Source organism: Pseudomonas sp. NPDC089752 (genome assembly GCF_044748725.1).
Taxonomy (GTDB): Bacteria; Pseudomonadota; Gammaproteobacteria; order Pseudomonadales; family Pseudomonadaceae; genus Aquipseudomonas.
Window position 1 is genome coordinate 145,696 of record NZ_JBIVGP010000010.1, and the last position, 25,781, is coordinate 171,476.

Here is a 25,781-nt window from a genome sequence, read left to right on the forward strand (position 1 = left end):
CTAGCGGCCGAGCGGCAATGCGACACCAATCAACGCAAACAGCCCCCCGCAGCAGCGATTGAAACCCTTGCCGCCCCTGGTCAACCAAGGCTTGATCCGGAACGCCAGGCGCGCGAGCAGGTATTCGACCATGAACTCCACGCTGGCAAAGGTAGCGGCCATGATCACGAACTGCAGAAACAGCCCCCGCTGTGGGTCTATGAACTGCGGCAGGAACGCCCCGTAGAACAGCAGCACTTTGGGGTTGGCCATGGCCGACAGCAAGCCCTGGCGGAACAGGCCGGAATTGCTCAGGCGAGCAGCCTGTGCATTCAACTCCAGGTGCAAGGCCGGGCTGCGCCAGAGCTGGACGCCCAGCCAGACGAGATAGGCTCCACCTACCCACTTCAGCACGGTCAGCACCGACGCCGAGGTCTGTAGCAGAGCAGTGAGTCCGAACATGGCCAGGGCAATCAAAGCGCTGAAACCGAACACCCCGCCAACGATGGTGAACAAGGTGCGCCGTGTGCCATACAGCGCGCCATGGGTCAGGGCCAGCAGGCTGTTCGGGCCGGGGGTCAAGGACAAGCCAATGCTAGCCAGCAGGTAGATGAGCCAGGTATCCAGAGCCATGACATGCGCCTTGAGTCAGTCAGTATTCAGAGGTGGCCAGTCTAGGCGACCTAATGCGATTCAAGGAGTATGATCTGGACATCTCGTGGTGATTTTCGGACAGTCAACCATGCCCCCCGATATCCGACTCCTGATCCTGCCGCTACCGGACTTCGCCTTGCTGCCTTTCGGCGCCTTTCTCGACAAGTTGCGCTTCAGCGCCGACGACGAAGACTACAGCCGCCAGCGTTATTGCAGCTGGACACTGGCCGGTCTGACTGCCGAGCCCGTCGTGTCCAGTAGCGGTGCGGTCATGCAGGTGGAAGCGATCACCGATCAGCTCGTACTGGATGGCTATGATTATCTGGTGCTGTTCGGCAGCCGCAATGCCGAGGCCACAGCCGGTCTGGCAGCCCATTACAAAAACCTGCTCAAGCGTGCGGCCAAGGCTGGCGTGAAGCTGGTCGCCATCGACAACGCCGCCTTTCTGCTGGCGGCTTGCGGTTTGCTGGACGGGCACAAGGTGGTGGTGCATTGGCGGCATGAAGCCGAGTTTCGCGCATCGTTTCCGCACCTGCAGCTGCTGCCTGAGCAGTTGTACTGCATCGACGGTACGCGCATTACCTGCGCGGGCGGCACGGCAGCCCTTGACCTGGCAGTCGAGCTGTTATCAAAAGCGTGCGGGCGTGCCCGCGCATTGAAGGGCCTGGCCGACATGCTGGTGGACGAGTCCCGTGACAGTCGTCACGCCCTGCGTTCGCTGGAGGCCGGCGCAGGTCAGGGACGGCAGGTGCAGCGCGCGTTGGCGCTGATGCGTCATCACCTGAGCGCGCATCTGTCGATTGAAGAACTGGCGGCGGAGCTGGGCATCAGCCGGCGGCAACTGGACCGCCAGTTCCAGGCCAGCCATGGCATGAGCGCCAAGGCCTGGTGGCTGGAAACGCGCCTGCAGCAAGCGCGCTGGCGGCTGCTCAACTCCAGCCACAGCCTTTCGCAGATCGCCGATGAAGTGGGGCTGGGCGATGCGAGCTATCTGGGAAAATGCGTGCGGCGTCGGTTTGCGTGCACGGCGCTTGAACTGCGCCGTGACGTTCATTGTGGTGTGCCAAACAGCCCCGTCCAGTAGATGCCGGCATCGCTCTTCGGGTCAACGGCATAGGCCGCGCCCATCTCGCGGAAGTCCGGGTTCATCAACGTGGCGCAGTGCCCGGGGCTCGCCAGCCAGCCAGCCACCACCTTCTGCGCGGTGTCCCGCCCGGCCGCGATGTTCTCGCCAATTTGTTGGTACAGGTAGCCTGCCAGCTCCGCACGATCGCCCGGAGTACGCCCTTCGCGGTCAATATGATCGAAGAAGTTCTGGTTGGCCATCGCCCGGGTGTGGTTGGCCGCTACACCGGCAAGTGCGCTGCTCCAGCCAAGGGCGGGCGCTGCGGCGAAGGGCTGGCCGCCGCACTGACGGGGCGCCTTGCGTGCAGCGTTGATCGCCTGCATGACTTTCTGGCCTTCGGCCTGCCAGTCGCCCAGCCGCCCGCTGAGCAGAGGGCGCGCCAGGACGATGCGCCAGTCGCGGCCTTCCTGGCTGACGCCGATGTCGACGAACTGCGGGTCGAGCACCACCTGGCAGAAGCTCTCCTCGATGGCGTGCATCGCGGCGCGTGCATCACGTGGGCCGGACAGGCTGATGGCCTGCACATTGACCATCGGGTACGCGGCACGGGTCATGGCCTGCTGCAGGTCGCGGGTACCCTCTGGCGACAACGCCAGGCGGGTGTCGCTATTGAGCGGCGGCAGCTCCAGCGATGCTTCACCGCCGCAGCGCTGGGTCTGGCTGCGGTAGGCGTTGATCGAATCGATCAGCTGCGCCTCTTCGCCGGTGGCAGCCAGGCTTGAAGTCGAAAGGAACAGGCCCAGCGACAAGGCGGCAACGGATGACAGGACGCGCATGTGGATCTCCCTGTGACTGGCAGCGCCTTGGTTTGCGCTGCTCATCCTACACAAGCCCAAGGCTTTTGGCCCGGTGTCGTGCAAAGCAATGAAAACGCCCGCAATGGCTTGCAGGCGGCAAAAGAGGGAGTAGACCACTGGTCGCCCAGAAAGTGCGATGGTTTGGTAATCATTCGTAACTTCGACTAGAAACAATACGCAAACGCTAATAATTCCTCATCCGCCAGGAAGGCCCCACTTTGCGCACTCTGGAGCCCTTCATGGCACGAATCCCTTCGTATCAGTCGACCTTCTTCGCCGTTTGCTGTTCCGTCGCCGTGCCTGTCCAAGCGGCCGACGGCACCATCGAGCTGGAGGCCACCGCCATCAATGCCGAAGCCGCGCGCCCCAAGGGCGAGCCGCCCGAACCTTTTGCCGGTGGCCAGGTGGCCCGTGGCGGGCAAATGGGGATACTGGGCAACCAGGACATGATGGATGTGCCCTTCACCATGACCAGCTATACCTCGCAGTTGATCGAGGACCAACAGGCCGAAGACATCGGCGACGTGCTGCTCAATGACCCGTCGGTGCGCCAGTCGTTCGGTTTTGGCAACCAGTCGCAGGTCTTCGTCATTCGCGGGCTGCCGCTCAATGGCGACGACGTGGCCTTCAACGGCCTGTATGGAGTGCTGCCGCGGCAGATGATCTCCACCGATGCGGTGGAGCGGGTCGAGGTGCTCAAGGGCCCGAATGCCTTCCTCAATGGTGCCAGCCCGACCGGCACGGGCCTGGGCGGCAACGTCAACCTGCAACCCAAGCGTGCCGGTGACACGCCGACGCGCCGTTACACCCAGGACATCAGCACCGATGGCCGGCTCGGCGAACACCTGGACCTCGGCCAGCGCTTTGGTGAAGACAACCGCTTCGGCGTGCGTCTGAACCTGTCGCAGCGCGAGGGCGAGACGGGAGTCGATGACCAGGACCAGCGCAGCAAGCTGTTCATCGTTGGCCTCGACTACCGTGGCGACAACTTCCGCGTGTCCACCGACATCGGCTACCAGAAGCAGCGGGTCAATCACATGCGCAACACGGTGCGCCTGGGCGCTGGCCTGACCGACATCCCGCGCGCGCCAGACGCCGACCACAACTACGGCCAGGACTGGTCCTGGACCGAAACCGAGGACACCTTCGGCATGGTTCGCGGCGATTACGACTTCAACGACAACTGGAGCGCGTACCTGTCTGGCGGCGTCAAGCACACCCACGAGAACGGCTTCTACGGCACCCCCATCCTCACTGACGCTGCCAGCGGCGATGCCACCATCGGCGGCTCGAAAATACCTCACAACGAGGACAACAGCACGGTCATGGGCGGCGTGAACGGCCGCTTCCAGACCGGCCCGGTCAGCCACCAGCTGAACATCGGCGCTGCCAGCATCTGGACCCAGCAGGAAAACGCCTTCGTCTTCTACAACTCGCAGGACACCAATATCTACAACACCGACCCGCTGCCCAAACCGACCACGCCAACCTTTACCGGCGGCAAGCTGGACGACCCGGGCGTGACCGGCAAAACCCGCAATCGCAGTATCGCCGTGTCCGACACCGTCGGGCTGTTCGACGACAGCCTCCTGCTTACCGTGGGCGTCCGTCGCCAGCAGCTGCGCGTCGAGGGTTATGCCTACGACGGTGAAGGCCCGGACCTCGGCCGCAACGCGTTCTACGACGAATCGGTTACCACCCCGGTGTATGGCATCGTCTACAAGGTCAACCCGTCTATCTCGCTGTATGCCAACCGCATCGAGGGCCTGGCCCAGGGTGCCACGGCTTCGGGCCAGGTGATCAACGCGGGCGAGGTGTTCCCGCCGGCCAAGACCAAGCAGGTGGAGGCGGGGGTCAAGCTCGATTACCAAAGCTTCGGCGCCAACCTGGCAGTGTTCCGCATCGAACGGCCCACCGACGGCTTCGTGCAAGGTGATGTATTCGTCCAGGATGGCGAGCAGGTCAACAAAGGCATCGAACTCAGCGTGTTTGGCGAACCGGTCACCGGCTTGCGGCTGATGGCGGGTGGTACGCGCATGGACACCGAACTGAAGAAAACCCTCAACGGTGCCGACGACGGCAATCATGCCGTGGGCGTGCCGACGTTCCAGCTCAATGCCAGCGTCGACTGGGACGTGCCCGGGCTCGAAGGGCTGGCGCTCAATGCCCGCATGCTGCGCACCGGCGGGCAGTACGCCAACCCGGCGAATACCCTAAGCCTGCCGACCTGGAACCGCTTCGACGTGGGCGCTCGGTATCGCTTCAAGGTGCAGGAGAAGGCTGTCACCTTACGCATGAATGTGGAGAACCTGAGCGACAAGAACTACTGGGCATCGGCCAATGGCGGCTACCTGACTCAAGGCGATCCGCGCCTGGTGAAGTTCTCCGGTACCATCGACTTCTGATGGCGGATTCAGCGGGCCAGTTCCTGGTTCGGCTTGTAAAACAGAAAGTGACGGGTTTCGGCGGTTCTGCGGTAAGCCTTGGCCCAGTCCGGACGGACATTGCGGTCATGGAAGTACAGCGCACCGCCCGTGCTGTCCTTGAGCTGCTGGTTGAGCGCCTTGCGTGCGATCTCCTTGGCGACTTCGTAGCGCTCGGGCTCTTCGACCTGATCGGAGCGCCCGTCGCACCACCAGGAAAACTGGCAGGACTTGCTCTCGACACCTTGCTTGACCACGCCGCAAATGGTGTTGGGAAAACCGTCCTTGCCCAGGCGGTTGATCACCACGCTGGCCACCGCACTCATGTCTTTTTCATCGGCGCCCTTGGCTTCCCAATAAATGGTACGGGCCAGGCAGGTGATGCTGTCGTCCATTGGCGCCTGGCCTGCCGGGTCGACGGCTTTGACTTCACTGGGCGTCAGGGTTTCGGCTTTTTTGGGCGGTGGCGCGTCTTCGACCACCTTTTCTTCGAGCACTTCGGCCTTGTCTTCGGCAACCGCAGCCTTGGCGGTGTCGGCAGCATTCGATGGGCCTGCGAGCAGGGCCGAGGTCAGGCCGATCACCATCCACGTAAGGCGCATGGTCGAATTTCCGAAGTGTGTGTTGCTTCACAGTCTAGCCAAGCGCATTCAATTGAGCGAAAGCATTAGCACCAAGGGTAATATCACCCCAGCCGCCACCGTCTGCACGGCGATGATGGTGGCCATCAAAGGCGCGTTGCCGCCCATCTGCCGTGCCATCACGTAGGACGACGACGCCGTGGGCAGTGCCTGGAACAGCACCGCCACCACCGCCGCCTGGCCACCTAGGCCAAGCACCCGGCACAAGCCCCAGGTTGTCAGCGGCATGACCAGGAATTTGAACATCGACGCCGCCATCAGTGGCCGCACCTGCTGCCCGGCGCTGACGCCACCCAGCGCCGCGCCGACGCACAGCAGGCCCAAGGGCAGGGCGGCCTGGCCAAGCGCCTTGACCGTTGGTTCCAGCCCTGCGGGCAGCCCCACTCCCGTGACCCGCAGCAACATGCCGCCGGCACAGCCGACGATCAGCGGGTTGGCGAAAATGGCCCGCAACACCGTGACTGGGGAACTGTGGCGCGCGCTGAAGCGGGCGAACACCAGCACGCAGAGCAGGTTCACCAGCGGCACGATGGCCGCGTTGGCCACTGCCGCCAGGGCGATGCCAGCACTGCCGTAGATGCCCGCCGCCAATGTTGCGCCGATGTAGTTGTTGAAACGTACGCCGCCCTGGAAGACCGAGGTAAAGTCTGCGCCGTCATGGTTGACCGCGCCTTGGTAGAGCACCAGTAGCGCCGCGCCGAGCACGGTCGAGAGCATCAGCACGCCGACCATGCCCAGCACCGGCACCCCATCGAGGTCGGCGGTGGCCAGGCCGTGGAGGAACAGCGACGGCAGCAGCACGTAATAGCTCAGGCGTTCGGCGCCCGGCCAGAAGCTCTCGGCGAGAAAACCCCGCACGCGCAGGAGGGTGCCCAGGCCGATCAACAAGATGATGGGCAGCAAAGTGGTCAGCAGCAGATGAAGCATGGGTGACGTTCCGTAGTCGGGTTCGGCACAGATTAGCTTGGCTGATTGATTGGGAAAAACGCTGATTTTTGCAGTGACTGTTGAGAAAAAATGCACGGTTTCTTAAAGATTTCGCGCACCCCGCAGGAGCGGCTTCAGCCGCGATCACCGGCGAAGCCGGTGCCATCCACCGCATTGCCTGCTTCGCGACTGAAGTCGCTCCCACACCGTCACGCCTCCAGTGCTCTCTTCAACACCGCACTCAAATGCCGTCGCTGACTCTTTTCATGCTCCAGCAACACCACCCGCCGTTTCAGCTGCGGCTCGCCAAACGGCAGGCAAATAGCAGGTGGCAAGCGCTGCAGATCTTCATCGGACATAGGAATGATCGCCACCCCCAACCCCATCACCGCCATGCTGGCCAACGCTTCCTGGCTGTCCAATTCCATTTGCTCGCTGACCTGCAGATGCTGGCGACGCAGTTCCTGTTCGATCTGCCGGCCCGCCCAGGCGCGCTTGTCGAAACGCAGGAAAGGTTGGCTGGCGAGCAGCTGCGGCAGGCTCTGGCCATCCAGCTCAGGGCTGGCGATAGCCCAGAAACGGTCCTCGAACAACGGCGTGTAATCCAGGCTCTGCGGGTAGGGGCTGACTGGCTCGGTGGTAATCGCGGCATCCAGGTCGCCGTCTTCGATACGCCGCGCCAGTTCCGCCGACATGCCCGAGGCCACGCTGATGTGCAGGTCCGGGTGATGCGCCTTGATCCACACCAGCGCCCGGGGCAGGCGCCTTGCCAGGACCGTATGGATCGCACCCAAACGCAGGCGCCCGCGCAGGCTCGGGCCAGTGGACACGGCATCGGCCAGTTCGTCATAGGCAGCGAGGATGGTGTCAGCCCGTGCCACGGCCATTTGTCCGGCCTCGGTCAACACCACCTGGCGGCGGCTGCGGTCGAACAGCACAACCTGCAGTTCGTCTTCCAGCGTCTTGATGTGCAGGCTCACCGCCGAGGGGGTCAGGCTGAGCAGGTCGGCGGCACGGGCGAAGGTGCCGTGGCGGGCAATGGTGACGAGGGTGCGCAGGGCTTTGAGTGACACGCGGAAGGGCTCCGATGGGAAGTATTTCATTCTGTGGCTGGATGGAATGCCTGGCAACCTGCGCAGTCCCACTAGTCATGTGGGTACGACACCCGCTCATCCCAAGACATGGAGACACGACATGAAAGCGCTGGTACTCACCGCATTGATGGCTTCGGCCGGCCTTGCACAAGCTGCTGAAACGGTGGAACTCAAACTGGCGGGGCCGGACGGCCCAGGCAAGGTGATTGGCACCGTCAGCATCGCGCAGAACAAGTACGGCACCGTACTTACCCCGGACCTCAAGGACCTGCCGCCAGGTGTGCATGGCTTCCACCTGCATCAGAACCCCTCGTGCGCGCCGGCCAATGAAAACGGCAAGCCTGTGCCGGCAGGTGCGGCGGGCGGCCATTGGGATCCGGACAAGACCAATGCGCACAAGGGGCCGTATGACGATGGCAGTCACCGCGGTGACCTGCCGGCGCTGTATGTAGGCGCGGACGGCAAGGCTACCTACCCGGTGTTGGCGCCACGGCTGAAAGCTTCTGACTTCAAAGGGCACGCGCTGATGGTGCATGCCGGGGGCGACAACCACAGTGATTACCCCGAGAAACTCGGTGGCGGTGGTGCGCGGGTCGCCTGTGGGGTCGTGCAGTAACAGATTTCTTGCGACGCCCAGGCAAGGGACGGCGCGCTGGTCCGCGCCGCATGCTGACAGTGCCAGGAAAATCGGCGGGGGAGGGTAGTGCGCAAACATGCCAGCGATCTCACATGGGACTGGCTCTAGCGGTGCAGGGAATTGTTGACGACCTACAGTCGGGCGGCCATTTTCATGGCTGAATAGGCGATATTATCTGCATTGCGAGAAGCTATCTTCGTACGAAGAGAAGGGACGTGGTTATAAACCTGAACTGCCTCAGCTAGGGTTAAGTCTTGAATACCTTCTCCATCTGCATAGCTCATGAAATTTTCATTTATTCCGAAGATGCTCATGTTGTTGCTGATGGCAATTTGCTCGAAGAAAGCCTCTGGTGCCTTTATCTGATGTTCTTCAAGAACCCCTTCGACGACTTTTTTAAAAGAGTCGCTTAATGGGGTGCTGTCCGATAAATAATAGTAGTCTTCTGTTTTAGCCCCGGGTAGCTGGAAACTGTCTACACCTTCTAGGTGGCTTGCTTCGTGAATAAGTGCGGCTGCGCGTGATTCATCAGTCAGTTCGTCGAGAAAAAAGTCATCGTGAATGAATATCCTGCTCTCAGGATCATCCAGGCTGACTTGTGCAATCGTTGGGCTAGCGTCTTGGGATATTCTATAGAATTTCGGGTACCCCTGATAGGGCGTGTCGTATTCAGCTAGTAAATTATTGGTTGTTTTCCATGTGTTTATAATTTGATTAGTCTCCATCGCGTAATTGGGACCAAAAAAGCTTTTCATTTCCGTCGCCAATAGATCCTGGTCTGGCTGAGTAACTGTATCTAACGCATTGCGTGCATCTTGCAATGCTTGAAGTACTTTATCAATTTCGTCCTCAGGGAATTCTGACAAGCCTTGCGCTATTATCAAAACCAATCCTAATGCATCAATTTGCCCTGTAGGGTTATTTCGGACCATCGTGAAAAGATTCAGCCCATCTACCGTGCCAGCTGGGTCAGCACTCAACCAGCGCCCGCACCATGGCTGGTAGTAGCGATATCCGTAATAATAAAGCCCTGTCGCATCCCGTTCCTGGCCTGAGTAACGCACAAGTTTATATGAAGCCTCTGTGGCGCTACGCGCTGCCCAGAGGGAAGTCCCACCGTAAGGGTAGTACTCCTCGATACTTATTACCTTACCATCATCGCCCACCTCCAAGCTAACGCTGCCTGTAAGATTTCCAAAGCTGTAGCGCACTGCATCGGCGCTCAATTCTGGCGGTTTTCCGCTCTTCCAATGCAACAGACGAGCCTGAGCTCTCTCGCTGGTGCTCATACTAATAATTTGCAGCTGTTCTTTCTCGACAGCGCCACTAAACGACACCCTGAGCTCCAGGCTTGGCAGGTAAACAATGCGTTGCCTTTGAGTACTGTTATGCGATACCTGCATACTAGCTTTCAATACGCGCTGACTGTTTGCGTCATAAAGATAGCGTTCAACGTCGTTCGTTCCACCATTGCGAACGATTGGCGCAACCATTTGAAGCGTGCCACGTGTTGTCCAGGCGAGTATTTGACCTGGCGTGAGCTGTCGCTGCTGTCCATTTGGGGTAAATAGGTCTTCCACATGATTCGGATTCTCCGTGAACCAGTCCGATACAGCCCGATTACTACGATCGCTGACCGTAATTAGGGTGGTGTAGCTGTTTCCCGTAGCGGGAGCTGTGTGGACTATCTGCGTAAGGTTGCAGGCGCTGTCGTAGCGGTAGGTTCGGACATAGTTGGTGTACGCATCTCGGTCTGTGGGAATAGGTACAAGCACTCGAGGCATACTGCTGCTCTGTCTAGCAGCATTCGCCATCTCTCTGCCAGTAGCTGATACAAGTTGATAAAGGCTATCGTAGACATAATGGTTTTCGGGCACCACATTCTGGTTTCGCCAGACCCGGGTCTGCTGAGACGCATCTTCAGCAAGGAGCACGTTGCCCACGGGGTCGTACTGGTAACGCAGTTCTTGCAGTAGTTTCGATCCAGCCTTGTGCCCGGATGGACGCTCCGTTCTAAGCGCAGTGAGGTACTGCGCACGAGGGTCATACCTACAGGTGCTGACAATCCCGTTACCGTGAACTTCATGTAGCTTTTTTCCGTTCGCCGAGTAGGCGATGGCGGTCATGATGGGGCGTTCATGGCCAGCGTTCACTGTCAGCCAGCAGGATTTGGGCTCTCCTGCTATCTGGTACTCCACACGTTGCTGATGGCCAGCTGCATCAATGGAGATACGTATCTTCCCAGTCGCATCTGGCATATTTAGAGAAGTGTATGTCTCATTGTTCAACGACTTGTTCCAGGTACTGCTGTCCGGACCTTGCCAGTCTGCCAGGGTATCCGGTAAGTCGGCGTCTTTCAGCAGCCGACGGGTATTGGATAACTCACAACCTGCAATGCTCATGCTGTCTGACATGAGCAGGCCCGCAGGGTCGTAATGGCAAATACATTGTCCAACGAGATTCAAGCGCTTGTTCGCCGGTGAGTCGCCCGCGTACACGAAACGCTCGGTGATCCACGCGCTGCCGCCAGCAACTTGGTCTGATACCGACAGCGGACGACCTAAGAGGTTGACACCTTCGTACTCATAGGTATGGGTAACTGCCTGAGTGAAGTCATCCGCACCATCGTCTCTGATAAGGATGCTGGTTAACTTCAAAAGTGGTCGGCTGGCCGTATCGTTAAGCATTATGGACGTACCGGCGTCCACACTATTGGTGCGCAATCGGCCGCCGGAAAGGTCATTGAGGTAAGTGAAGTTGGCCAGCCCCTTTTGCCCGAGCCGAGGATCCGCGCTGCGCATGAGGAAGCCACAGCTATTGTAGGAGTGACGGGTAATGCGTTCTTGTGTTTCTTCCGTACTGTTGGGGTGGCGGTGATAGCCAATTTCGAGCACGACCAATCCACGATTACTCTGAACCATAACATCAGGTGTATTACGATGGACGGTTGCGTCTGTATTGCCCATACCAATGCCCGCTCAGAAGATGTCTTGTGAGCGGAGCATCCAACATTTTGCGTGTTTCGTAACCTGACAAAAATGCCAGGTATCAGCGTAGAGGATGTACCATTCAGGCGCTTTCCCGTGCCACTAGCACTCAAGTCAATAGATTCAGTTTTTGTACGTCGACCTCATGTCTCCTTGCGCCTAATGCCTGCAACACCCGCAACGCCGCCACCTTGCCAATCTCCCGCGATGGCGGCCGCCTGAACGAGCAACTCAAGGGCTCGCTCAGCACCCTGTGGGGCGACTATGACGGCAACGTCGAAAACGTCGCCAACGGCCACGATGTCAACGGAAACAAGCGCAAGGGGGTACGCGGGATGCTGGAATACGAGCCCAGCGAAGCCCTGCGCCTGACGCTGATCGCATGCCGGTGGCGACAACCACAGTGACCACCCCGAGAAACTCGGTGGCGGTGGTGCGCGAGTCGCCTGCGGCGTCGTGCAGTAGCAGCCTGTCCATCAACCCGGTCCCATGGGCGTGATGTTTCGCCCATGGGGCACTAGCAGATAAGCGCCTTAGCGGATAGCGCTTCAGAGGTCCGCCCTGCGCCATGCTTGAGCACGTCGTTCAAACCAGCCAAAAAAACCATCCAGGCACAGTGCACAGATCATCAAAACCATGATCCCCGCTACCACCGTATTGACGTCAAATGTCGCTTCGGCTTGCAGGATCAGGTAGCCAATACCGCGAGTTGAACCGAGGTATTCGCCCACCACGACCCCCACGAACGCCAGGCCGGTGACTGCATTGAGGCTTGAGAACACCCAGCCCGTGGCAGACGGCAGGTACAGTAGCCGGATGAGCTGCCAACGATTGGCGCCCATCAACCTGAGGTTGCACAGGAGCGCCGGGCTCACTTCGCGCACGCCCTGCATCACGTTGAAGAACACGGTGAAGAAAACCAGGGATATTCCCAAGGCAATCTTGGAAGTCATCCCCAGGCCGTACCACAGGATGAACAAGGGCGCCAGGACCACCCGCGGCACGGCATTGGCGGCCTTGATGAAGGGCGCGAGGATGTCGGCGCTGGTAGGGTTCAAGCCCAGCCATAACCCCGCCAGAAGGCCGGTTGCTACACCGATTGCCAGCGCGGCCAGCGTTTCTGCGAGGGTTACCAGCAAATGCGGATAGAGCGGGCCAGGAAACTGCAGAGTAAAGGGTTGTGCTCCAGGCAATTCGACCAGCAATGACCCACCTCCGGCGCTAAGCCAGCTCCAGAGACGCTGCGCCACTTGCATGGGGTCGCCGATGAAAAAACGCAGTTGCTCATTGGCTGATGCCACTAGCCAAAACCCCAGTAGCGCAGTGAGCAGAGCGCTGCGGATGCCCCAAAGATGCCAAGGTTTCATCCGAGCTGCTCCACTTCAGCGGGCTGCGCAACACCCTGCAATAATCCCCATAAAGATTGATGCATTTGCAGGTAGGTCGGATGGGTGCGCATGGTCATCATTGAGCGAGGGCGGGGCAGGGTGACAGGCAGTACGTGTAGACAGCGGGCGTTAGGACCTGCACTCAGGACCACGATGCGGTCAGACAGGGTAATGGCTTCATCCAGATCATGGGTGACGAACAAAACGGCTTTGCGTTGTTGCTCCCAGAGTGTCAACAGAAGCCCGTGCATCTGTTGACGCGTCAGGGCATCAAGCGCGGCGAAGGGTTCGTCCATCAGCAGAACGGCTGCGTCCTGGATCAACAATTGCGCCAGGGCTACGCGTTTGCGCATGCCGCCGGACAGCTGAGAACGATAGTAATGGCCACATTTGCCCAGGCCGACCCGCTCCAACCAGGCTTGAGCCTGCTTGTCGGCCACTCTGGCTGACAAGCCTTTCAGACGTAAGGGGAGGCTGACATTGGTCAGTGCCGTACTCCACGGCAAGAGTGCGTCGGATTGAAAGAGATAGCCGACCTTGGCGTTCAGTCCCTCGACCGGCTGCCCCATGCATTCAATTTGGCCGACCTCTGCCTTTATCAGGCCCGCGGCGAGGTCGAGCAGGGTGGTTTTGCCACACCCGCTGGGGCCAAGGAGGCAAACGAACTCTCCTGGTTGGATGTCAAGATCCAGGCCCTCGAGGATTCTGGTCTGGCCCCGATCGACGCATACATTACGCATCTGCAAAGCAGGCGCGGCGTTCATGGATTGTGGTTCCGGGCGCCGTCAACGAATCGGTTGGTCCAGGTGGCATCCAAATCGGCGGTGGTTTCGGAGAATGCCTTATCGAAACTGCTAAGCGCCTTTTGGATGTTTTCCACAGCCGTTGCGTTAAAGCGCCCATCCGAACTCAACGATGGCTGAATGTTGCTGAAAGCCTGTTTATACAGCGCCTGATTATCCAGTTGCCAGCGTTTGGGCACTGTCGCTGAGACCTCTTCGGCGCTGGCTTCGCGCAACCAATCCAAGGCGTTGAGCATGGCGTTGGTCAACTGCTGAACCGTTTGCGGGTTTTGTTCAATGTAGGCTGTCTTTGCGAATAGAACATTGGCGGGGATCGGCCCGCCAAATACATGCTCCGTGCCTGCGGCAGTACGGGTGTCAGCGACCACGCGCATGCCTGCGCGTTGTTCGAGCAGGCTGATCAGCGGCTCTGTATTGACCAGGGCCTGAACCTTGCCGGACACCAGTGCATCGATGGCAGCGGGCCCCGTCCCCAGTCCGATGAAGGAGACATCTTCGCTGCGGACACCGGCCTGGTTCAGCAGTAGCGTAGCGACCATGTGCGTACCGGAGCCTGGCGCACTTATAGCGATTGTTTTACCCCGCAATTGAGCGAGCGATTGGTAGCCAGGCAGCGCATCCTGCGACACCACCATGGCTATCTGGGGGGCTGCGCTGGCAACCACGAACGCTTGCATCGACAGACCGCGCGCCTGCGTGCGCAATGTGTGCTCGAAGGCACCCGCCACCACATCGACCCCGTCGGCCACCAAGGCCTGTACTGCCTTGCCACCACCGGCGAAGTCAACGATCTCTACCTCAAGCCCCTCATCCTTGAAGTAACCTTTCTCCACGGCGACGGCCAACGGCAAGTGGTAAAGGGTGGCTTGGCCACCTACGCCGATCTTTACCTTATGGGCTGTGTCGGCTATGGCCGCTGGTGACAGAATCCACAACTGCAACACTGTCAGACACGCAAGTAAGAACTGATGCATGGAGGCTCCTTTTCACGAGAAGCCAAACCATCAGCGATTCACGTCTACAAAGAAAGCCAACAAGGGCGCGCCGTGGTGTAGGGTATTTCTGAACTGGTTGGTAACGATACAGTGATGTGTATCTGCTTAATTTTATGTAACTGTACCAGTCGCAGGGCAGGGCGACTCCAGTAGTCTGACAGCACATATAACGTATCTGGAATGCCTGCCATGCTTGCCTCTCTTGACCTGCTCACCGCCTTCGTGCTGTTTGCATTCGTTTCCTCGATCACTCCCGGCCCCAACAACACCATGTTGCTGGCGTCGGGGGTCAATTTTGGCGTGCGCCGCTCGATCCCCCATGCGCTGGGCATCAGCATTGGCTTCATGATCATGGTGCTGGCCGTCGGCCTGGGCCTGGGCGAGGTGTTCAAGGCCTGGCCTGCGCTCTATTCCGTACTGCGCTATACAGGGGCTGCCTACTTGCTGTACCTGGCCTGGAAGATCGCCACCTCCGGGCCGCTCAGCGCCGACTCGCCCAATGCCCGCAAACCGTTGAGCTTCCTCGGCGCGGCAGCGTTCCAGTGGGTCAACCCCAAGGCCTGGGTGATGGCGGTCGGAGCGATTACCACCTACACACCCGCCCAAGGCTACGTGATGAACGTGATCGTGGTGGCTGCGGTGTTCGCCTTGGTCAACCTGCCTAGCGTGGGGGTGTGGGTGATGTGCGGCAGTGCGCTGCGCAACCTGTTGCAGAACCCGCGCTGGCTGATGCTGTTCAATGTCCTGATGGCCTTGCTGCTGGTGATATCGCTGTACCCGCTGCTGTTTGTAGAATCATCGTTTTAGTGACGCAACGAGTATCACCCAGCCATGCAGTTGATTCCCTGGTCTCATGAATGCTCCGAAGGTTTCACCCTGCGCGGCTGGCGCTCGCCCGCCAGCGGCAGGCCGTTGCTGCATTTTCTGCATGGCAACGGTTTCTGCTGCCTGGCTTATGAGCCGATGCTGATGCGCCTGGGCGAGCATTTCGACCTGTGGCTGTGTGATGTTCAGGGGCATGGTGACAGTGATCATGGTGGCGTATTCCGCGGCTGGAACCGCACGGCTGCCTTGGCAGTGGAGGCGTTCGAGGCGGGCCGTGGCGAATATGGCCAGGTACGCCGCTTCGCGCTGGGGCACAGTTTCGGCGGTGTGCTTACCGGTTTGATCCTGGCCAGTGAGCCGAGCCTGTTCGAACGCGCCGTACTGCTCGACCCGGTGCTGTTCAGCCGGCGCATGATCGGTGTGATGGGGGCCGCCGCACTGGTTGGCCTGCACCGCCGCCATGCCCTGGCGCGCAAGGCTGCCAGCCGCCGCAGCCACTGGCCGGACCGCGAAGCGGCCCTGGCCTCGCTGCAAGGGCGGGGGATTTTCAAAGGTTGGAGCGATACGGCGCTGCAGGCGTATATCGAGCACGGGCTCGGTGACTGCGGTGAGGGCGTGGTGCTCAAGTGCCGTCCCAGCCGTGAGGTGGAGATTTTCAGTTCGTTCCCGACGCGGATGTGGGCGCAGCTGGCCGCCATTCAAACACCTACCCTGGTGCTGTATGGGGAACAAACCTATCCCTTCGTGCCTCATTCCGTGCAGCGACTGGCCTCCCTCAATGTTCACGTTCAAGCCCGGCAGGTGGCAGGGGGGCACTGTTTCATGCAGGAAGCTCCGGCCATGGCCGCTCAACAGGTAGTGGATTACCTGCAGAGCTGAGCGACTGTTCCATTGGTGGGACGATCAAAGCCATTTCTGCTGGCTACTGGCTAATTGGTCTCGCTGGTAAGGTTAACCCAGCCTGATAGAGGAGACTTCCCTTGAAAAAGATTCTGGGCATTTACCGCAGCCCCCACGCCCACTGGGTAGGCGATGGCTTCCCGGTGCGCAGCCTGTTCACCTACGACAACCTGGCCAACCAGATCAGCCCGTTCCTGTTGCTAGACTACGCCGGCCCCCACGTTTTCACCCCGACCACTGACCGGCGCGGCGTCGGTCAGCATCCTCACCGGGGCTTCGAAACCGTGACCATCGTTTATCAGGGTGAGCTGGAGCATCGGGACTCAACCGGTGCCGGTGGGCTGATCGGCCCAGGAGATGTGCAGTGGATGACCGCCGCAAATGGCATCATCCATGAAGAGTTTCATTCCCTGGCGTTCGCCCGCAGTGGCGGCCCGCTTGAAATGGTGCAGTTGTGGGTCAACCTGCCGGCGCGCGACAAGCGTGCGGCTGCTGGCTATCAAACGCTACTTGCGGCGGATATTCCCAACGTTGCGCTTGACGCTGATGCTGGGAGCCTGCGGGTGATCGCTGGCCGTTACCAAGGGCATCAAGGCCCGGCGCGAACATTCACCGCCATGGACGTTTGGGACATGCGCCTGAATGGCGGGTCGACGCTGCGCTTGCCCATCGCTGCCGGCCGCAATGCCGCGTTGGTGGTACTGCGTGGATCGGTGCGGATCAACGCCGAGCGTGAGGCTCGGCCGGCCAGTCTGGTGTTGCTGGAGCGCGATGGCGAAGGCGTGATGGTCGAGGCGCTCGAAGGCGCCAGTGTGCTGTTGCTCAGTGGCGAGCCGATCGATGAGCCGATCGTGGGTTATGGTCCGTTTGTGATGAACAGCCAAGCGGAGATTGCCGAGTCGTTCGATGATTTCCATTCCGGGCGGTTTGGGCAAATGGAGGCCGAAGCTCACTGACAGCCTGCACCGGCCTCTTCGCGGCTAAAGCCGCTCCCACCGATTGGACTGCTCCCAAGAAGTTGGACACCACCGATTGGCGTGCAGTCCACCCTGTGGGAGCGGCTTTAGCCGCGAAGAGGCCGGCACAACTGGCCGAAACCCTGGCATCATGCCGCAATGAATCGCCTGCACGCGGTACGTCGCACCCTCAACCCCACTGGCCACCATTCCCTGTGGCTGCGCTACCGTGCCCCCTATCATTGGCCCTCGACCCTGGCATTTCTGTCAGCCCGCTGCATCCCCGGCATCGAAACCTTCAGCAACGGCATTTACCGTCGCACCTTCGCCATCAACGGCCAACAGGGAGTACTCGAAGCCAAGCCCGCAGCAGGCAACCATCTCCACATCCGCATCAGCGCCAATGGCAGCCCCGCAATTCCGGCGTTGATCGCCCGCATCCGCCGCGTATTCGATCTGGACGCCAATCCAGTGCGCATCGCGACTGCCTTGTCGAACGATCCACTGATGGCCAAGCTGGTCGCTGCCCGCCCAGGCCTGCGCGTCCCCCAAGGCTGGGACGCCTGCGAGCAAGCCATGCGCACCGTGCTCGGCCAGCAGATCAGTGTGGCTGGAGCTATGACCCTGGCCGGGCGCCTGGTGGCGCGCCATGGGCAACCGCTGCGCGTGCCCACTCCAGGCCTGACACATGTGTTCCCGACCCTGCAAGCGCTCGCTACTGCAGACTTGGCCAATCTCGGTATGCCACGCTCGCGGGCGGCGACCCTCGCTACCATGGCCAGCGCACTGCTCGATCAACCCGACTTGCTGAGCGCAGGGCAGGGGCTGCCAACGCTGCTCGCCAATCTCTGCCGCCTGAAGGGTATCGGACCCTGGAGTGCTCAGTACCTGGCGTTGCGCCAGGCGGGCGAGGGCGATGCTTTTCCGTTGGGTGACGTCGCCTTGGTCAAGGCGTTGCGCTTGCTGGAAGGGCCGGATGCGAAATTGGCCGAACGGGCCCTTGCCTGGCAACCTTGGCGTGCATATGCCGCGCAGCATTTATGGATATCTTTGGCCGACTGACCGCCTGTCGCCAAGTGTCTTCATTGGATCGAACGGTCACGGCCGTTGCGCGATCTTCCACTAAGGTGCTAGATGATCTGCCGCATTATCATTGCTCCGGCGCATGGACGGCCGCTTGGGCATGCGCATTATCAATTGGCACCCTGCCTGCCAAGGGCGTACTCACTGAACAACAGGCCATCCATAACAAGAGAGGGTCGCGACATGTCGTTGATTGGAGTTTCGATGCTGGAAATGCGGCAAATGATCGAACAGGCCTGCCTGCCTGACCGTTGCGAAGTCAGTTGCATCGATGGTACCAGCCTGACCATTCGGCTCGGTCAGGGCCAAAGCCTGGATAAGGGCGTGATCCTCACCGGGGTGTCACTGCAGGACCTGAACAGCTGCCGCGACGTGGTCAATCTGGTTGGGCAATTGCACGCGCTGCGTGACAACCGCCCAGCGCCACAACGGGCAATTGCCTGACTGCCTTCGTGTGCCGGTCAGCCGAGGCTGCCCGGCCGCACGTATTCCGGCATCAGGCCGTGGGTCCAGAATAGAATCATCGACACCAGGATCGTCACCAGCAGCAACAGCCCAACCCCCCATACGCACGTTGCAAACAGCATTGCCTGTTCCTTGCGCAAGCGCAGGAACGTTTGCAGCCCGCCGTACAGCAGTACCGTCGCATAGGCAGACGCGGCCACCAGCACAACCAGCGCCAACCAACGGATGGGTACCAGGCCGATGACTCCCGCAAAAAACCACGGCGAGGCGCAGTAGGCGGCAAAGCCAATACACTGGCTGAGGCTCGGTTGCACATCGAACCCGCGCGACATCCAGCGGATCATCACCCCCATCAACATCACTCCGACCACCGTGGTGGCGTACAGCAGCGCGGCCAGCTGTGCTGCGCTGGCCATGCTCAGGCGCACCCGCTCTTCGGCGGCCAGGCTCCAACCGAAGGTCGTGGTGCCTACGAACAGACACAGCGCGGGAATCAGAGCCAGTACCAGCAGGCGTGGCAGGTATTGCTGCGGGTGATCTTCTTCGGCGCGGCGGATCTCCATCCAGGCGTCGGAGGGGTGGATGAAGAGCTTGAGCAACGGACTGTTCATGGCGGTCTCCTCAAGGCACAGGCCTCTAGTTATGGAGACGCGCTGTCGGCGGCAGGTTCAGCCCGGTAGGCCGCCGTTGATCGGCTTATTGCAGTTCAACCAGCAGGTTCAGGCCGCCATCGCCGCATTTGCCCTGATCACGTACCACACCGTGATAACTGCGGCCATCCCAGATGAACGCCACACTGTGCGCTCGCTCGACCTTGTCGGGCAACGGCGGGCAGATGTGCAGGCGCAGGGCGGGGCGGCCCTGCAGGTTGAGTGCGGCAAGTTGGCACTGGCACTCCACACTTTGCGCTACCGGACCGAACAGCGTGTCGCGCACATAATCGAGTTGCAGGTTGGCGTTGGGGGATCGGCCGGGCATCTTCATCGCTGCGGGGCTCCTGCGAAATGAACAGGTATCAGCATTCTGAAAGCGCAATCACGCGGTCGTTCAACTTTTTTCGCGGGGGCCAATCGGCCTCGGCTAACCCCCACTTGGGGAATACTGCGGGGAATTCTCCCCACTATGTCGTAAACATCACCCTAAGTCGTTGAAACGAAACGCTGTTTGCTGGCGGCACAGACCTTGCTTGCACCTCCGTAGAGTCCCTGTGTCCCGGAGGTGCAGCATGTCGACCCCGATTAAAGGCCCTGTCCTGACTTCACTCGTTCTGGCCCTGGTGGGCTGGGCAGCGACCAGCGAGGCGGCTGTGCAATGCCAGCGCACCCTGGTGGCCAATGTGGTGGCGCTGGACCAGCCACTGATGTTCAACCGCCTTGGCGCGCAAAACGCCAACGGCATGATGTTCGCCCTGCGTCAGGATGTAGTGGACGAGCACCAGGTGCCACTGAGCAAGGGAGGGGCCGCTGTCCCCGGCAAGGTCACCCTGCGCCCGGACAAACGCCCGCGCCCCATCGTGCTGCGGGTCGCTGCCGGTGACTGCCTGACGGTCAACCTGACCAACCTGCTGGCCTATCAGGCCAACCCCAACAAGCACGGCATCGACCACGAGGAGAACGAGGTCGAGGGAGAAGAGGGCGAAGAGGGCGAAGAGGGCGAAGAAGCCCCGGAAGTGGAAAATAACGGCGGTGGTGAAAACTTCGTCGCCGATGAACAGGTGACCGACCGCCATGTCGGCTTCCAGGTCAACGGCCTGCAGGCAGTCAACAGCATCGGCGACATCGCCGCCAACACCGGCCGCAACGGCAACTTCCTGATCGCCCCGGGCACCACCCGCAGCTACACCCTGTATGCCGAACGTGAAGGCGCATTCGCTGCCACCAGCCTGGGTGCGACTTTCGGTGGGCAGGGCAACGGCGGCAACGTGTCCAATGGCCTGTTCGGCCAGGTGGTCGTCGTACCCAAAGGTGGGCGCACCTACCGCAATACCCTGACCGAAGAGGAGATGCGCCTGGCCAGCACAGGCCGTACCGCGACTGGCCACCCGGTGGTGAATTATGAGGCGCGTTACCCGCAAGTTCAGCCGTGGATCGCAGAAGGCAAGGCTGGCAAGCCGATCATCGCCATGGTCGACGGCAACGAAATCATCAACAGTGAAACCGACGCCATCGTCATGGGCCCTAACCCGGATGGCAGCTTCCCCCGCGCCACATACCCGCTGGAAAGCATCAACAAACGCAACCCGGCCCTGCCCAACCGGCTGGAAGCGTTTCGCGACTTCGCCGCCCAGTTCGCCGATGAAGTGGCCGGCACCCAGGCCTTCCCCGCTTACTGGGCTGACCCGGTGATGGGGCATGTGCTGGAGCCTGCGCGCGATTCGTTCATGATCAACTACGGCTCGGGCGGCATGGGTGCCGAAGTGGTCGCCAACCGATTGGGGGTCGGGCCGATGCACGACTGCCTGTCCTGCGCCTATGAAGAGTTCTTCCTCAGCGCCCACACCGTGGGCGATATCGGCACCCTCGTGGACGTCCCTGCCAACACCGGGCTGGAGCACATTCGCCCAGGTGAAACGCCACCGGCCAGCGCCATCGGCGTCAAGGCCAGCATGGCGCTGTACCCCGCGGAGCCGGCCAACGTGCACCACAGCTACATTGGCGACTTCACCAAGTTCCGCAACACCCACAACGGCCACGAGCAGCACATTTTCCACCTGCACGGCCACCAGTGGCTGTTCAACCCCAATGACGACAACTCCGACTACATCGATGCCCAGGGCATCGGCCCAGGTGTGGGCTACACCTACGAGATCGCCAACGGCGGTTCGGGCAACCGCAACCGGGTGGCGGGCGATGCCATCTACCATTGCCATTTCTATCCGCACTTCGCCCAAGGCATGTGGGCCATGTGGCGGGTGCATGATGTGTTCGAGGAAGGCACCCGCCTGGAAGTCAGCGGGGAGGGCGCGAACGGCTTCCATGGCACGCCGTTCGCCCTGCGCAGTGGCAAGCCGGCGGTCGGCGCACGGGCGCTGCCGGATGGCGAGATCGTCGCCGGTACGCCGATTCCGGCCATCGTGCCCCTGCCTGGCAAGGCCATGGCGCCGATGCCGGGCAAGGTGGTGGTGGTGCCGAAGCTTGCCGAGCAATTGGTCGCCGAGCATGACGATGACGAGGAAGAGGAGGGGGATGACGATCACGGCAACGCGCCGCTCGCCAAGGCAGTCGGCTCGTTGGCGCTGGTCGATCGCAGCGAGGCCAACCGTAACGCCGACGGCACCTTGAAAAACCCAGGCTACCCGTTCTGGATCGGTGGCATGGAAAGCAGCGTCGGCCAACGCCCACCAACCCCGCCGCTGGACATGCTCGACCCGGTTCTGGCACGCCAGCTCAAGGACAGCGGCAAGGCCCTGTGGGCCAACCTCGACGCCAATCAGGTCGACGGCTGGGACGGCGGCCTCGGCCGTCATGCACTGGACGGCGTCTCAGCGGGCGGCGAAGCCGAAACCACCACCAACAAGCTGGACTTCTCCAAGGTGGTGCACAAGGCCAAGCCGATCTATCTGCCTGAAGAAGGCACCGATGTCGAACAGGCCGCCATGCAGTTCCACGCCAAGGCCGAGCACCCAAGCTTCGCTCTGATCCCCGGCAGCCAGCCGGTGGCCAAGGCGTTCCGCACCAATGGCGCGTTGCCCACTGCTGGCGCGCCGTTCTTCGAACCGTGCATGGACGACCGCGGCAAACGCCTGACCCAGTCTTCGGGCACCGGCGAGTTCTTTAGCGGCGAGAGCCTCAGCGGCATCAACTTCCGTGGCGCTTCCACCTTCACCGCCGACCGCCCGCGCATCTACAAGGGCGCCAACATCCAGTTCGATGCGGTGTACAACAAAGTCGGCTACCACTTCCCGCAAGCGCGCATCATCGCGCTGTGGGAAGACGCCTGGCCGGTTATCACCAAGCAGCGCCCACCAGAGCCGCTGGTGATGCGCATGAACACCTTCGACTGCACCATGTACCAGCACACCAACCTGATCCCGTCGTTCTATGAAATGGACGACTACCAGGTGCGCACCCCAACCGACGTGATCGGCCAGCATATCCACCTGCCCAAGTGGGACCTCACCGCCGCCGACGGTTCGGCCAACGGCTGGAACTACGAGGACGGCATTCTCTCGCCCGGCAGCGTTGTGGAACGTGTGCATGCCATCCGTGCGTTCAACGAATGCAGCGAAGGCGATAGCCGCGATGGCACAGCCGCCTGCCCGAAAGCCAAGTTGCACCCGTATTTCGGCCGCTTCGGCCGGGCTGACTGGGTAGGCGCACGCACGGCCATGCAACGGTGGTTCGCCGACCCACTGGTCAACGTGCACAACGTCGACCGTGGCCTGGGCACCATCTTCACCCATGACCACCTCGGCCCATCGACCCACCAGCAGTTGGGCCTGTACGCCACCGTGCTGGCGGAGCCTGCCGGCTCCACCTGGTACCACGCCGAAACCGGCGAGCAGCTGTACAACCCGGCACTGCGCCAGGACGGCGGCCCGACCTCGTGGCAGGCGGTGATCAAGACCGGCGACCATGACGGCGATGGCAAAAACGACAGCTACCGCGAGTTCTTCCTCGAATACAGCGATTTCCAACATGCCTACGAGGCCGGTGTGTATGTGGGCGCCGGCCCCGATGGCATCCCCAATGGCCAGGCATACCCGGCCACCGCCGACAGCTTCCGCTACGCCATCAACCCACCCGTGCGGCAAAAGGCTTCGACACTGCTGGAGTCGGTGGTCGAGTCGCGCGGCGGGCTGAGCCCAGGCTGCCCGACCCGGCCATGCCCGCAGGCGATCTCGGTGGATGACCCGGGCATGTTCGTCGTCAACTACCGCAACGAGCCACTGGCCCTGCGTGTGTTCGACCCCAACAAAGTGGCCCCGGACGGCAAACGCGGCATGCAGGCAGATGGCCTCGGCGGCGACCTCGGCTATGCCCTGCAAAGCCGCACCGACCGCGCCATTCCGGCGATGAACCTGGCCCCTTCGGCGATCACCTCGGCGGTCGGCCCCACCGGCGGCACCACCCTGTTCCCGCCGCACATCAACACGGCCGGCAGCGAGCCTGGCGACCCGTTCACACCGCTGCTGCGCACCTACTCCGGCGACAACGTGCGCCTGCGCATGCATGCCGGCGGCCATGAGGAGGAACACAACGTCACCCTGCACGGCGTCAAATGGCTGCAGAACGGCACCGGTTTCGGCAACAGCTCCAACTCGGGCTGGAAGTCGTCGCAGATGATCGGGATCTCCGAGCAGCTGGGCTTCATGTCGCCGGTGTCGATGATCTCCAGCTCCGCCGCCACCAACGGCGACTACCTGTACTCGCTGGATGCGGCGCTGGAAGGCTACTGGAACGGTATCTGGGGTGTCATGCGCAACTACACCGCGCAACGCGCCGACCTGTTCCCGCTGCCCAACAACCCGCAGCCGGTGGCCATGCGCAACACCGTCAACTTCGATGGCATCTGCCCGAAAACCACCGCCAACCCCAACGGCGTCGGCAGCCGGGCGACGGTCAAGCGCAACTACGAGATCGTCGCCGCGCTGGCCAACGACATCCTCGAAAACCGCCACGGCGTCAGCATCAGTGACCCCGCCGGCATCGGCCAGCACGTCGGCGGCCCGCTCAAGGCCAACGGCGGTACCCTGGTGTTCAACAGCCGTAAAACCAGCATCCCGCAAGTGACGGTGACCGACGAGGAAGACGGCACCACCTTCACTGTGGGCGGCCACAGTGCACCGCTGCACGACCCGACCGCCGTGCTCTACGTGCGCAAGGCCGACCTGGATGCCAGCACCGGCAAGCTCAAGGCCGGGGTGCCGGTGGAGCCGCTGGTGCTGCGTGCCAACGCCGGCGACTGCATCAGCATCACTCTGGAGAACCGCTTGCCGCTGGTCATGCCCGACCTGCCCAGCACGGCGGTGATGCAGAACGTGGTCAAGCGCGACCGCAACGGCAGTGAAGGCTCCACCGCCTTCAACAACAACCTGATGCGGCCCTCCAGCCACGTCGGCCTGCACGCGCAGTTGCTGGCCTACGACATCACCAAGTCCGATGGTGTCAACGTCGGCCTCAACCCGGTGCAGACCGTGCCACCGCGCAGCGGCAGCAGCGGTGCCTACCCGACCAAGGTGTACCAGTACTACGCCGGGCACCTGGAGCGCGAAGGCAAACCAACGCTGCAACTGGGCCGCACGGTGGACAACATCAACACCACGGCGATCGAGTTCGGTGGCCTCAACCTGACCCCGGCGGATGTCATCAAGCAGTCGCAGAAGGGCCTGGTCGGTGCCATGAGTATCTTGCCGCAAACCGCGACCTGGACCGAAGACACCGCCAGCCGCGCCCAGGCCACGGTCAAGGTCAGCGGCCAGCCTGACTACCGCGACTTCGTCACGGTCTGGCAGCGCTCGCTGAACATGCGCTGGGCCGACGGCCGCCCGGTGGAGGGCATCGCAACCGAAGGCAACGGCGTGCCGGGTGACCCGAAAGACAACGGCAACATGGCCATCAACTACAAGACCGAACCGCTGTGGCTGCGCTTCGGCCTGGCCCCCGATGCACCGTTCGGCCATGCCGATGGCTTTGGCTTCGCCGACGTGCCCAATGCGCACATGGCCTACAGCAACGCCCTGGTCGGCGGTGACCCGCAGACCCCGGTGTTGTGGGCCAAGCCTGGGCAGCCGCTGCGCAGTCATGTGGTGATGCCGAGCGGGGGGAGCCGGGGTATTACCTATCAGCTCGACGGGCACCTGTGGCCGCTGCATGCGTACCAGGCTGAGAAGAATGATCTCGATGGCTATCCGATGAGCTTGCCTGGGATTGGCTCGGTGCGTTTCGGTTACAACCCGATGTCGATGTATGTCGGCGCCCAAGAGAGCGTGCTGCCAGCAGCGCACTTCAGCTTCATGCTGCCGAGTGCGGGGGGGGCGAATGCGGTGCCGGGGGATTATCTGTTCCGGGACTATGCGGCGTATGGCAATACGTCGGGGTTATGGGGGATCTTGCGGGTGACCAATGATCCACCGCCGACGTCAGCGGTGGCCCAGTAGCG

General features: G+C 61.4%; 21 protein-coding genes and 1 pseudogene. 11 read left to right on the forward strand and 11 right to left on the reverse strand.

The genetic code is table 11. The features are described 5' to 3' along the window. A complete protein-coding gene (locus tag ACIPZF_RS18275) occupies window positions 1–612 on the reverse strand; it encodes a LysE family translocator (RefSeq protein ID WP_400801818.1) in 612 nt (203 codons plus the stop codon). Between the two features lie 109 nt (window positions 613–721). Between ACIPZF_RS18275 and ACIPZF_RS18280 the strand changes: the two genes are divergently transcribed. Further along, window positions 722–1,717: a GlxA family transcriptional regulator gene (locus ACIPZF_RS18280; RefSeq protein ID WP_400801820.1), complete on the forward strand. Its 996-nt coding sequence runs from the start codon at window positions 722–724 to the stop codon at window positions 1,715–1,717. On the opposite strand, the gene ACIPZF_RS18285 is transcribed toward ACIPZF_RS18280, so the two are convergent. Continuing rightward, window positions 1,684–2,535, reverse strand: coding sequence for a CAP domain-containing protein (locus tag ACIPZF_RS18285; protein ID WP_400801821.1), 852 nt, complete (start codon window positions 2,533–2,535; stop codon window positions 1,684–1,686). The genes ACIPZF_RS18280 and ACIPZF_RS18285 overlap by 34 nt on opposite strands. A 260-nt stretch (window positions 2,536–2,795) precedes the next feature. Between ACIPZF_RS18285 and ACIPZF_RS18290 the strand changes: the two genes are divergently transcribed. Beyond that, on the forward strand, window positions 2,796–4,961 hold the full coding sequence (locus ACIPZF_RS18290; RefSeq protein WP_400801822.1) for a TonB-dependent receptor: 2,166 nt from the start codon (window positions 2,796–2,798) through the stop codon (window positions 4,959–4,961). 8 nt (window positions 4,962–4,969) lie between these two features. Here ACIPZF_RS18290 and ACIPZF_RS18295 read toward each other — a convergent pair whose 3' ends face one another. The 3 genes from ACIPZF_RS18295 to ACIPZF_RS18305 all read right to left on the reverse strand — a co-directional run bounded on the left by ACIPZF_RS18295 (window position 4,970) and on the right by ACIPZF_RS18305 (window position 7,620). Next, the gene (locus tag ACIPZF_RS18295; RefSeq protein WP_400801824.1) at window positions 4,970–5,581 is read right to left on the reverse strand and encodes a cell wall hydrolase; all 612 of its coding nucleotides are present in this window, start codon (window positions 5,579–5,581) and stop codon (window positions 4,970–4,972) included. A 48-nt stretch (window positions 5,582–5,629) separates the two neighbouring features. Next, complete coding sequence (locus tag ACIPZF_RS18300; RefSeq protein WP_400801825.1) at window positions 5,630–6,547, reverse strand: AEC family transporter; 918 nt, start codon at window positions 6,545–6,547, stop codon at window positions 5,630–5,632. Window positions 6,548–6,756: 209 nt separating this feature from the next. Then, window positions 6,757–7,620 carry a LysR family transcriptional regulator gene (locus tag ACIPZF_RS18305; RefSeq protein WP_400801827.1) on the reverse strand — a complete coding sequence of 288 codons (864 nt, stop codon included), beginning with the start codon at window positions 7,618–7,620 and terminating at the stop codon, window positions 6,757–6,759. Between the two features lie 121 nt (window positions 7,621–7,741). Here ACIPZF_RS18305 and sodC point away from each other — a divergent pair, with 121 nt between their 5' ends. Further along, window positions 7,742–8,257, forward strand: coding sequence for a superoxide dismutase [Cu-Zn] SodC (sodC, locus tag ACIPZF_RS18310; RefSeq protein WP_400801828.1), 516 nt, complete (start codon window positions 7,742–7,744; stop codon window positions 8,255–8,257). 152 nt (window positions 8,258–8,409) lie between these two features. Here the strand turns inward: sodC and ACIPZF_RS18315 are convergent, their stop codons facing one another. Continuing rightward, window positions 8,410–11,244, reverse strand: a complete 2,835-nt coding sequence (locus tag ACIPZF_RS18315; protein ID WP_400801829.1) for an RHS repeat-associated core domain-containing protein — start codon at window positions 11,242–11,244, stop codon at window positions 8,410–8,412. A 212-nt stretch (window positions 11,245–11,456) separates the two neighbouring features. On the opposite strand from ACIPZF_RS18315, the gene ACIPZF_RS18320 reads away from it, so the two are divergent. Beyond that, entirely contained in the window at window positions 11,457–11,672 is a 216-nt protein-coding gene (locus ACIPZF_RS18320) for a hypothetical protein (RefSeq protein WP_400801831.1), read from the forward strand. After that, a pseudogene (locus ACIPZF_RS18325) lies at window positions 11,647–11,730 on the forward strand (superoxide dismutase [Cu-Zn] SodC1); the annotation flags it as partial. The gene ACIPZF_RS18320 and the pseudogene ACIPZF_RS18325, both read left to right, overlap by 26 nt. An 83-nt stretch (window positions 11,731–11,813) precedes the next feature. Here ACIPZF_RS18325 and ACIPZF_RS18330 read toward each other — a convergent pair. The 3 genes from ACIPZF_RS18330 to ACIPZF_RS18340 are packed head-to-tail and all read right to left on the reverse strand — an operon-like array spanning window position 11,814 to window position 14,430. Continuing rightward, window positions 11,814–12,632, reverse strand: coding sequence for an ABC transporter permease (locus tag ACIPZF_RS18330; RefSeq protein ID WP_400801833.1), 819 nt, complete (start codon window positions 12,630–12,632; stop codon window positions 11,814–11,816). Further along, the gene (locus tag ACIPZF_RS18335; RefSeq protein WP_400801835.1) at window positions 12,629–13,417 is read right to left on the reverse strand and encodes an ABC transporter ATP-binding protein; all 789 of its coding nucleotides are present in this window, start codon (window positions 13,415–13,417) and stop codon (window positions 12,629–12,631) included. The genes ACIPZF_RS18330 and ACIPZF_RS18335 overlap by 4 nt, the downstream gene beginning before the upstream one ends. Continuing rightward, window positions 13,414–14,430: an ABC transporter substrate-binding protein gene (locus ACIPZF_RS18340; RefSeq protein ID WP_400801836.1), complete on the reverse strand. Its 1,017-nt coding sequence runs from the start codon at window positions 14,428–14,430 to the stop codon at window positions 13,414–13,416. Before ACIPZF_RS18340 ends, ACIPZF_RS18335 begins: the two co-directional genes overlap by 4 nt. Window positions 14,431–14,631: 201 nt before the next feature. On the opposite strand from ACIPZF_RS18340, the gene ACIPZF_RS18345 reads away from it, so the two are divergent. The 5 genes from ACIPZF_RS18345 to ACIPZF_RS18365 all read left to right on the forward strand — a co-directional run bounded on the left by ACIPZF_RS18345 (window position 14,632) and on the right by ACIPZF_RS18365 (window position 18,659). Then, the gene (locus ACIPZF_RS18345) at window positions 14,632–15,258 is read left to right on the forward strand and encodes a LysE family translocator (RefSeq protein WP_400801838.1); all 627 of its coding nucleotides are present in this window, start codon (window positions 14,632–14,634) and stop codon (window positions 15,256–15,258) included. 24 nt (window positions 15,259–15,282) lie between these two features. Next, on the forward strand, window positions 15,283–16,155 hold the full coding sequence (locus ACIPZF_RS18350) for an alpha/beta fold hydrolase (protein WP_400801840.1): 873 nt from the start codon (window positions 15,283–15,285) through the stop codon (window positions 16,153–16,155). A 101-nt stretch (window positions 16,156–16,256) separates the two neighbouring features. Then, window positions 16,257–17,132 (forward strand): pirin family protein, encoded by an 876-nt coding sequence (locus ACIPZF_RS18355; protein ID WP_400801842.1) that lies wholly within the window; start codon window positions 16,257–16,259, stop codon window positions 17,130–17,132. 159 nt (window positions 17,133–17,291) lie between these two features. After that, a complete protein-coding gene (locus ACIPZF_RS18360; protein WP_400801843.1) occupies window positions 17,292–18,194 on the forward strand; it encodes a DNA-3-methyladenine glycosylase family protein in 903 nt (300 codons plus the stop codon). 204 nt (window positions 18,195–18,398) lie between these two features. Then, window positions 18,399–18,659: a DUF1652 domain-containing protein gene (locus ACIPZF_RS18365; RefSeq protein WP_400801845.1), complete on the forward strand. Its 261-nt coding sequence runs from the start codon at window positions 18,399–18,401 to the stop codon at window positions 18,657–18,659. Window positions 18,660–18,676: 17 nt separating this feature from the next. Here ACIPZF_RS18365 and ACIPZF_RS18370 read toward each other — a convergent pair whose 3' ends face one another. Continuing rightward, entirely contained in the window at window positions 18,677–19,291 is a 615-nt protein-coding gene (locus tag ACIPZF_RS18370) for a Yip1 family protein (RefSeq protein ID WP_400801846.1), read from the reverse strand. A gap of 85 nt (window positions 19,292–19,376) precedes the next feature. Then, a complete protein-coding gene (locus ACIPZF_RS18375) occupies window positions 19,377–19,664 on the reverse strand; it encodes a hypothetical protein (protein ID WP_400801847.1) in 288 nt (95 codons plus the stop codon). 241 nt (window positions 19,665–19,905) lie between these two features. On the opposite strand from ACIPZF_RS18375, the gene mnxG reads away from it, so the two are divergent. Beyond that, window positions 19,906–25,779: a manganese-oxidizing multicopper oxidase MnxG gene (gene mnxG / locus ACIPZF_RS18380; RefSeq protein WP_400801849.1), complete on the forward strand. Its 5,874-nt coding sequence runs from the start codon at window positions 19,906–19,908 to the stop codon at window positions 25,777–25,779. Window positions 25,780–25,781 lie beyond the last annotated feature (2 nt).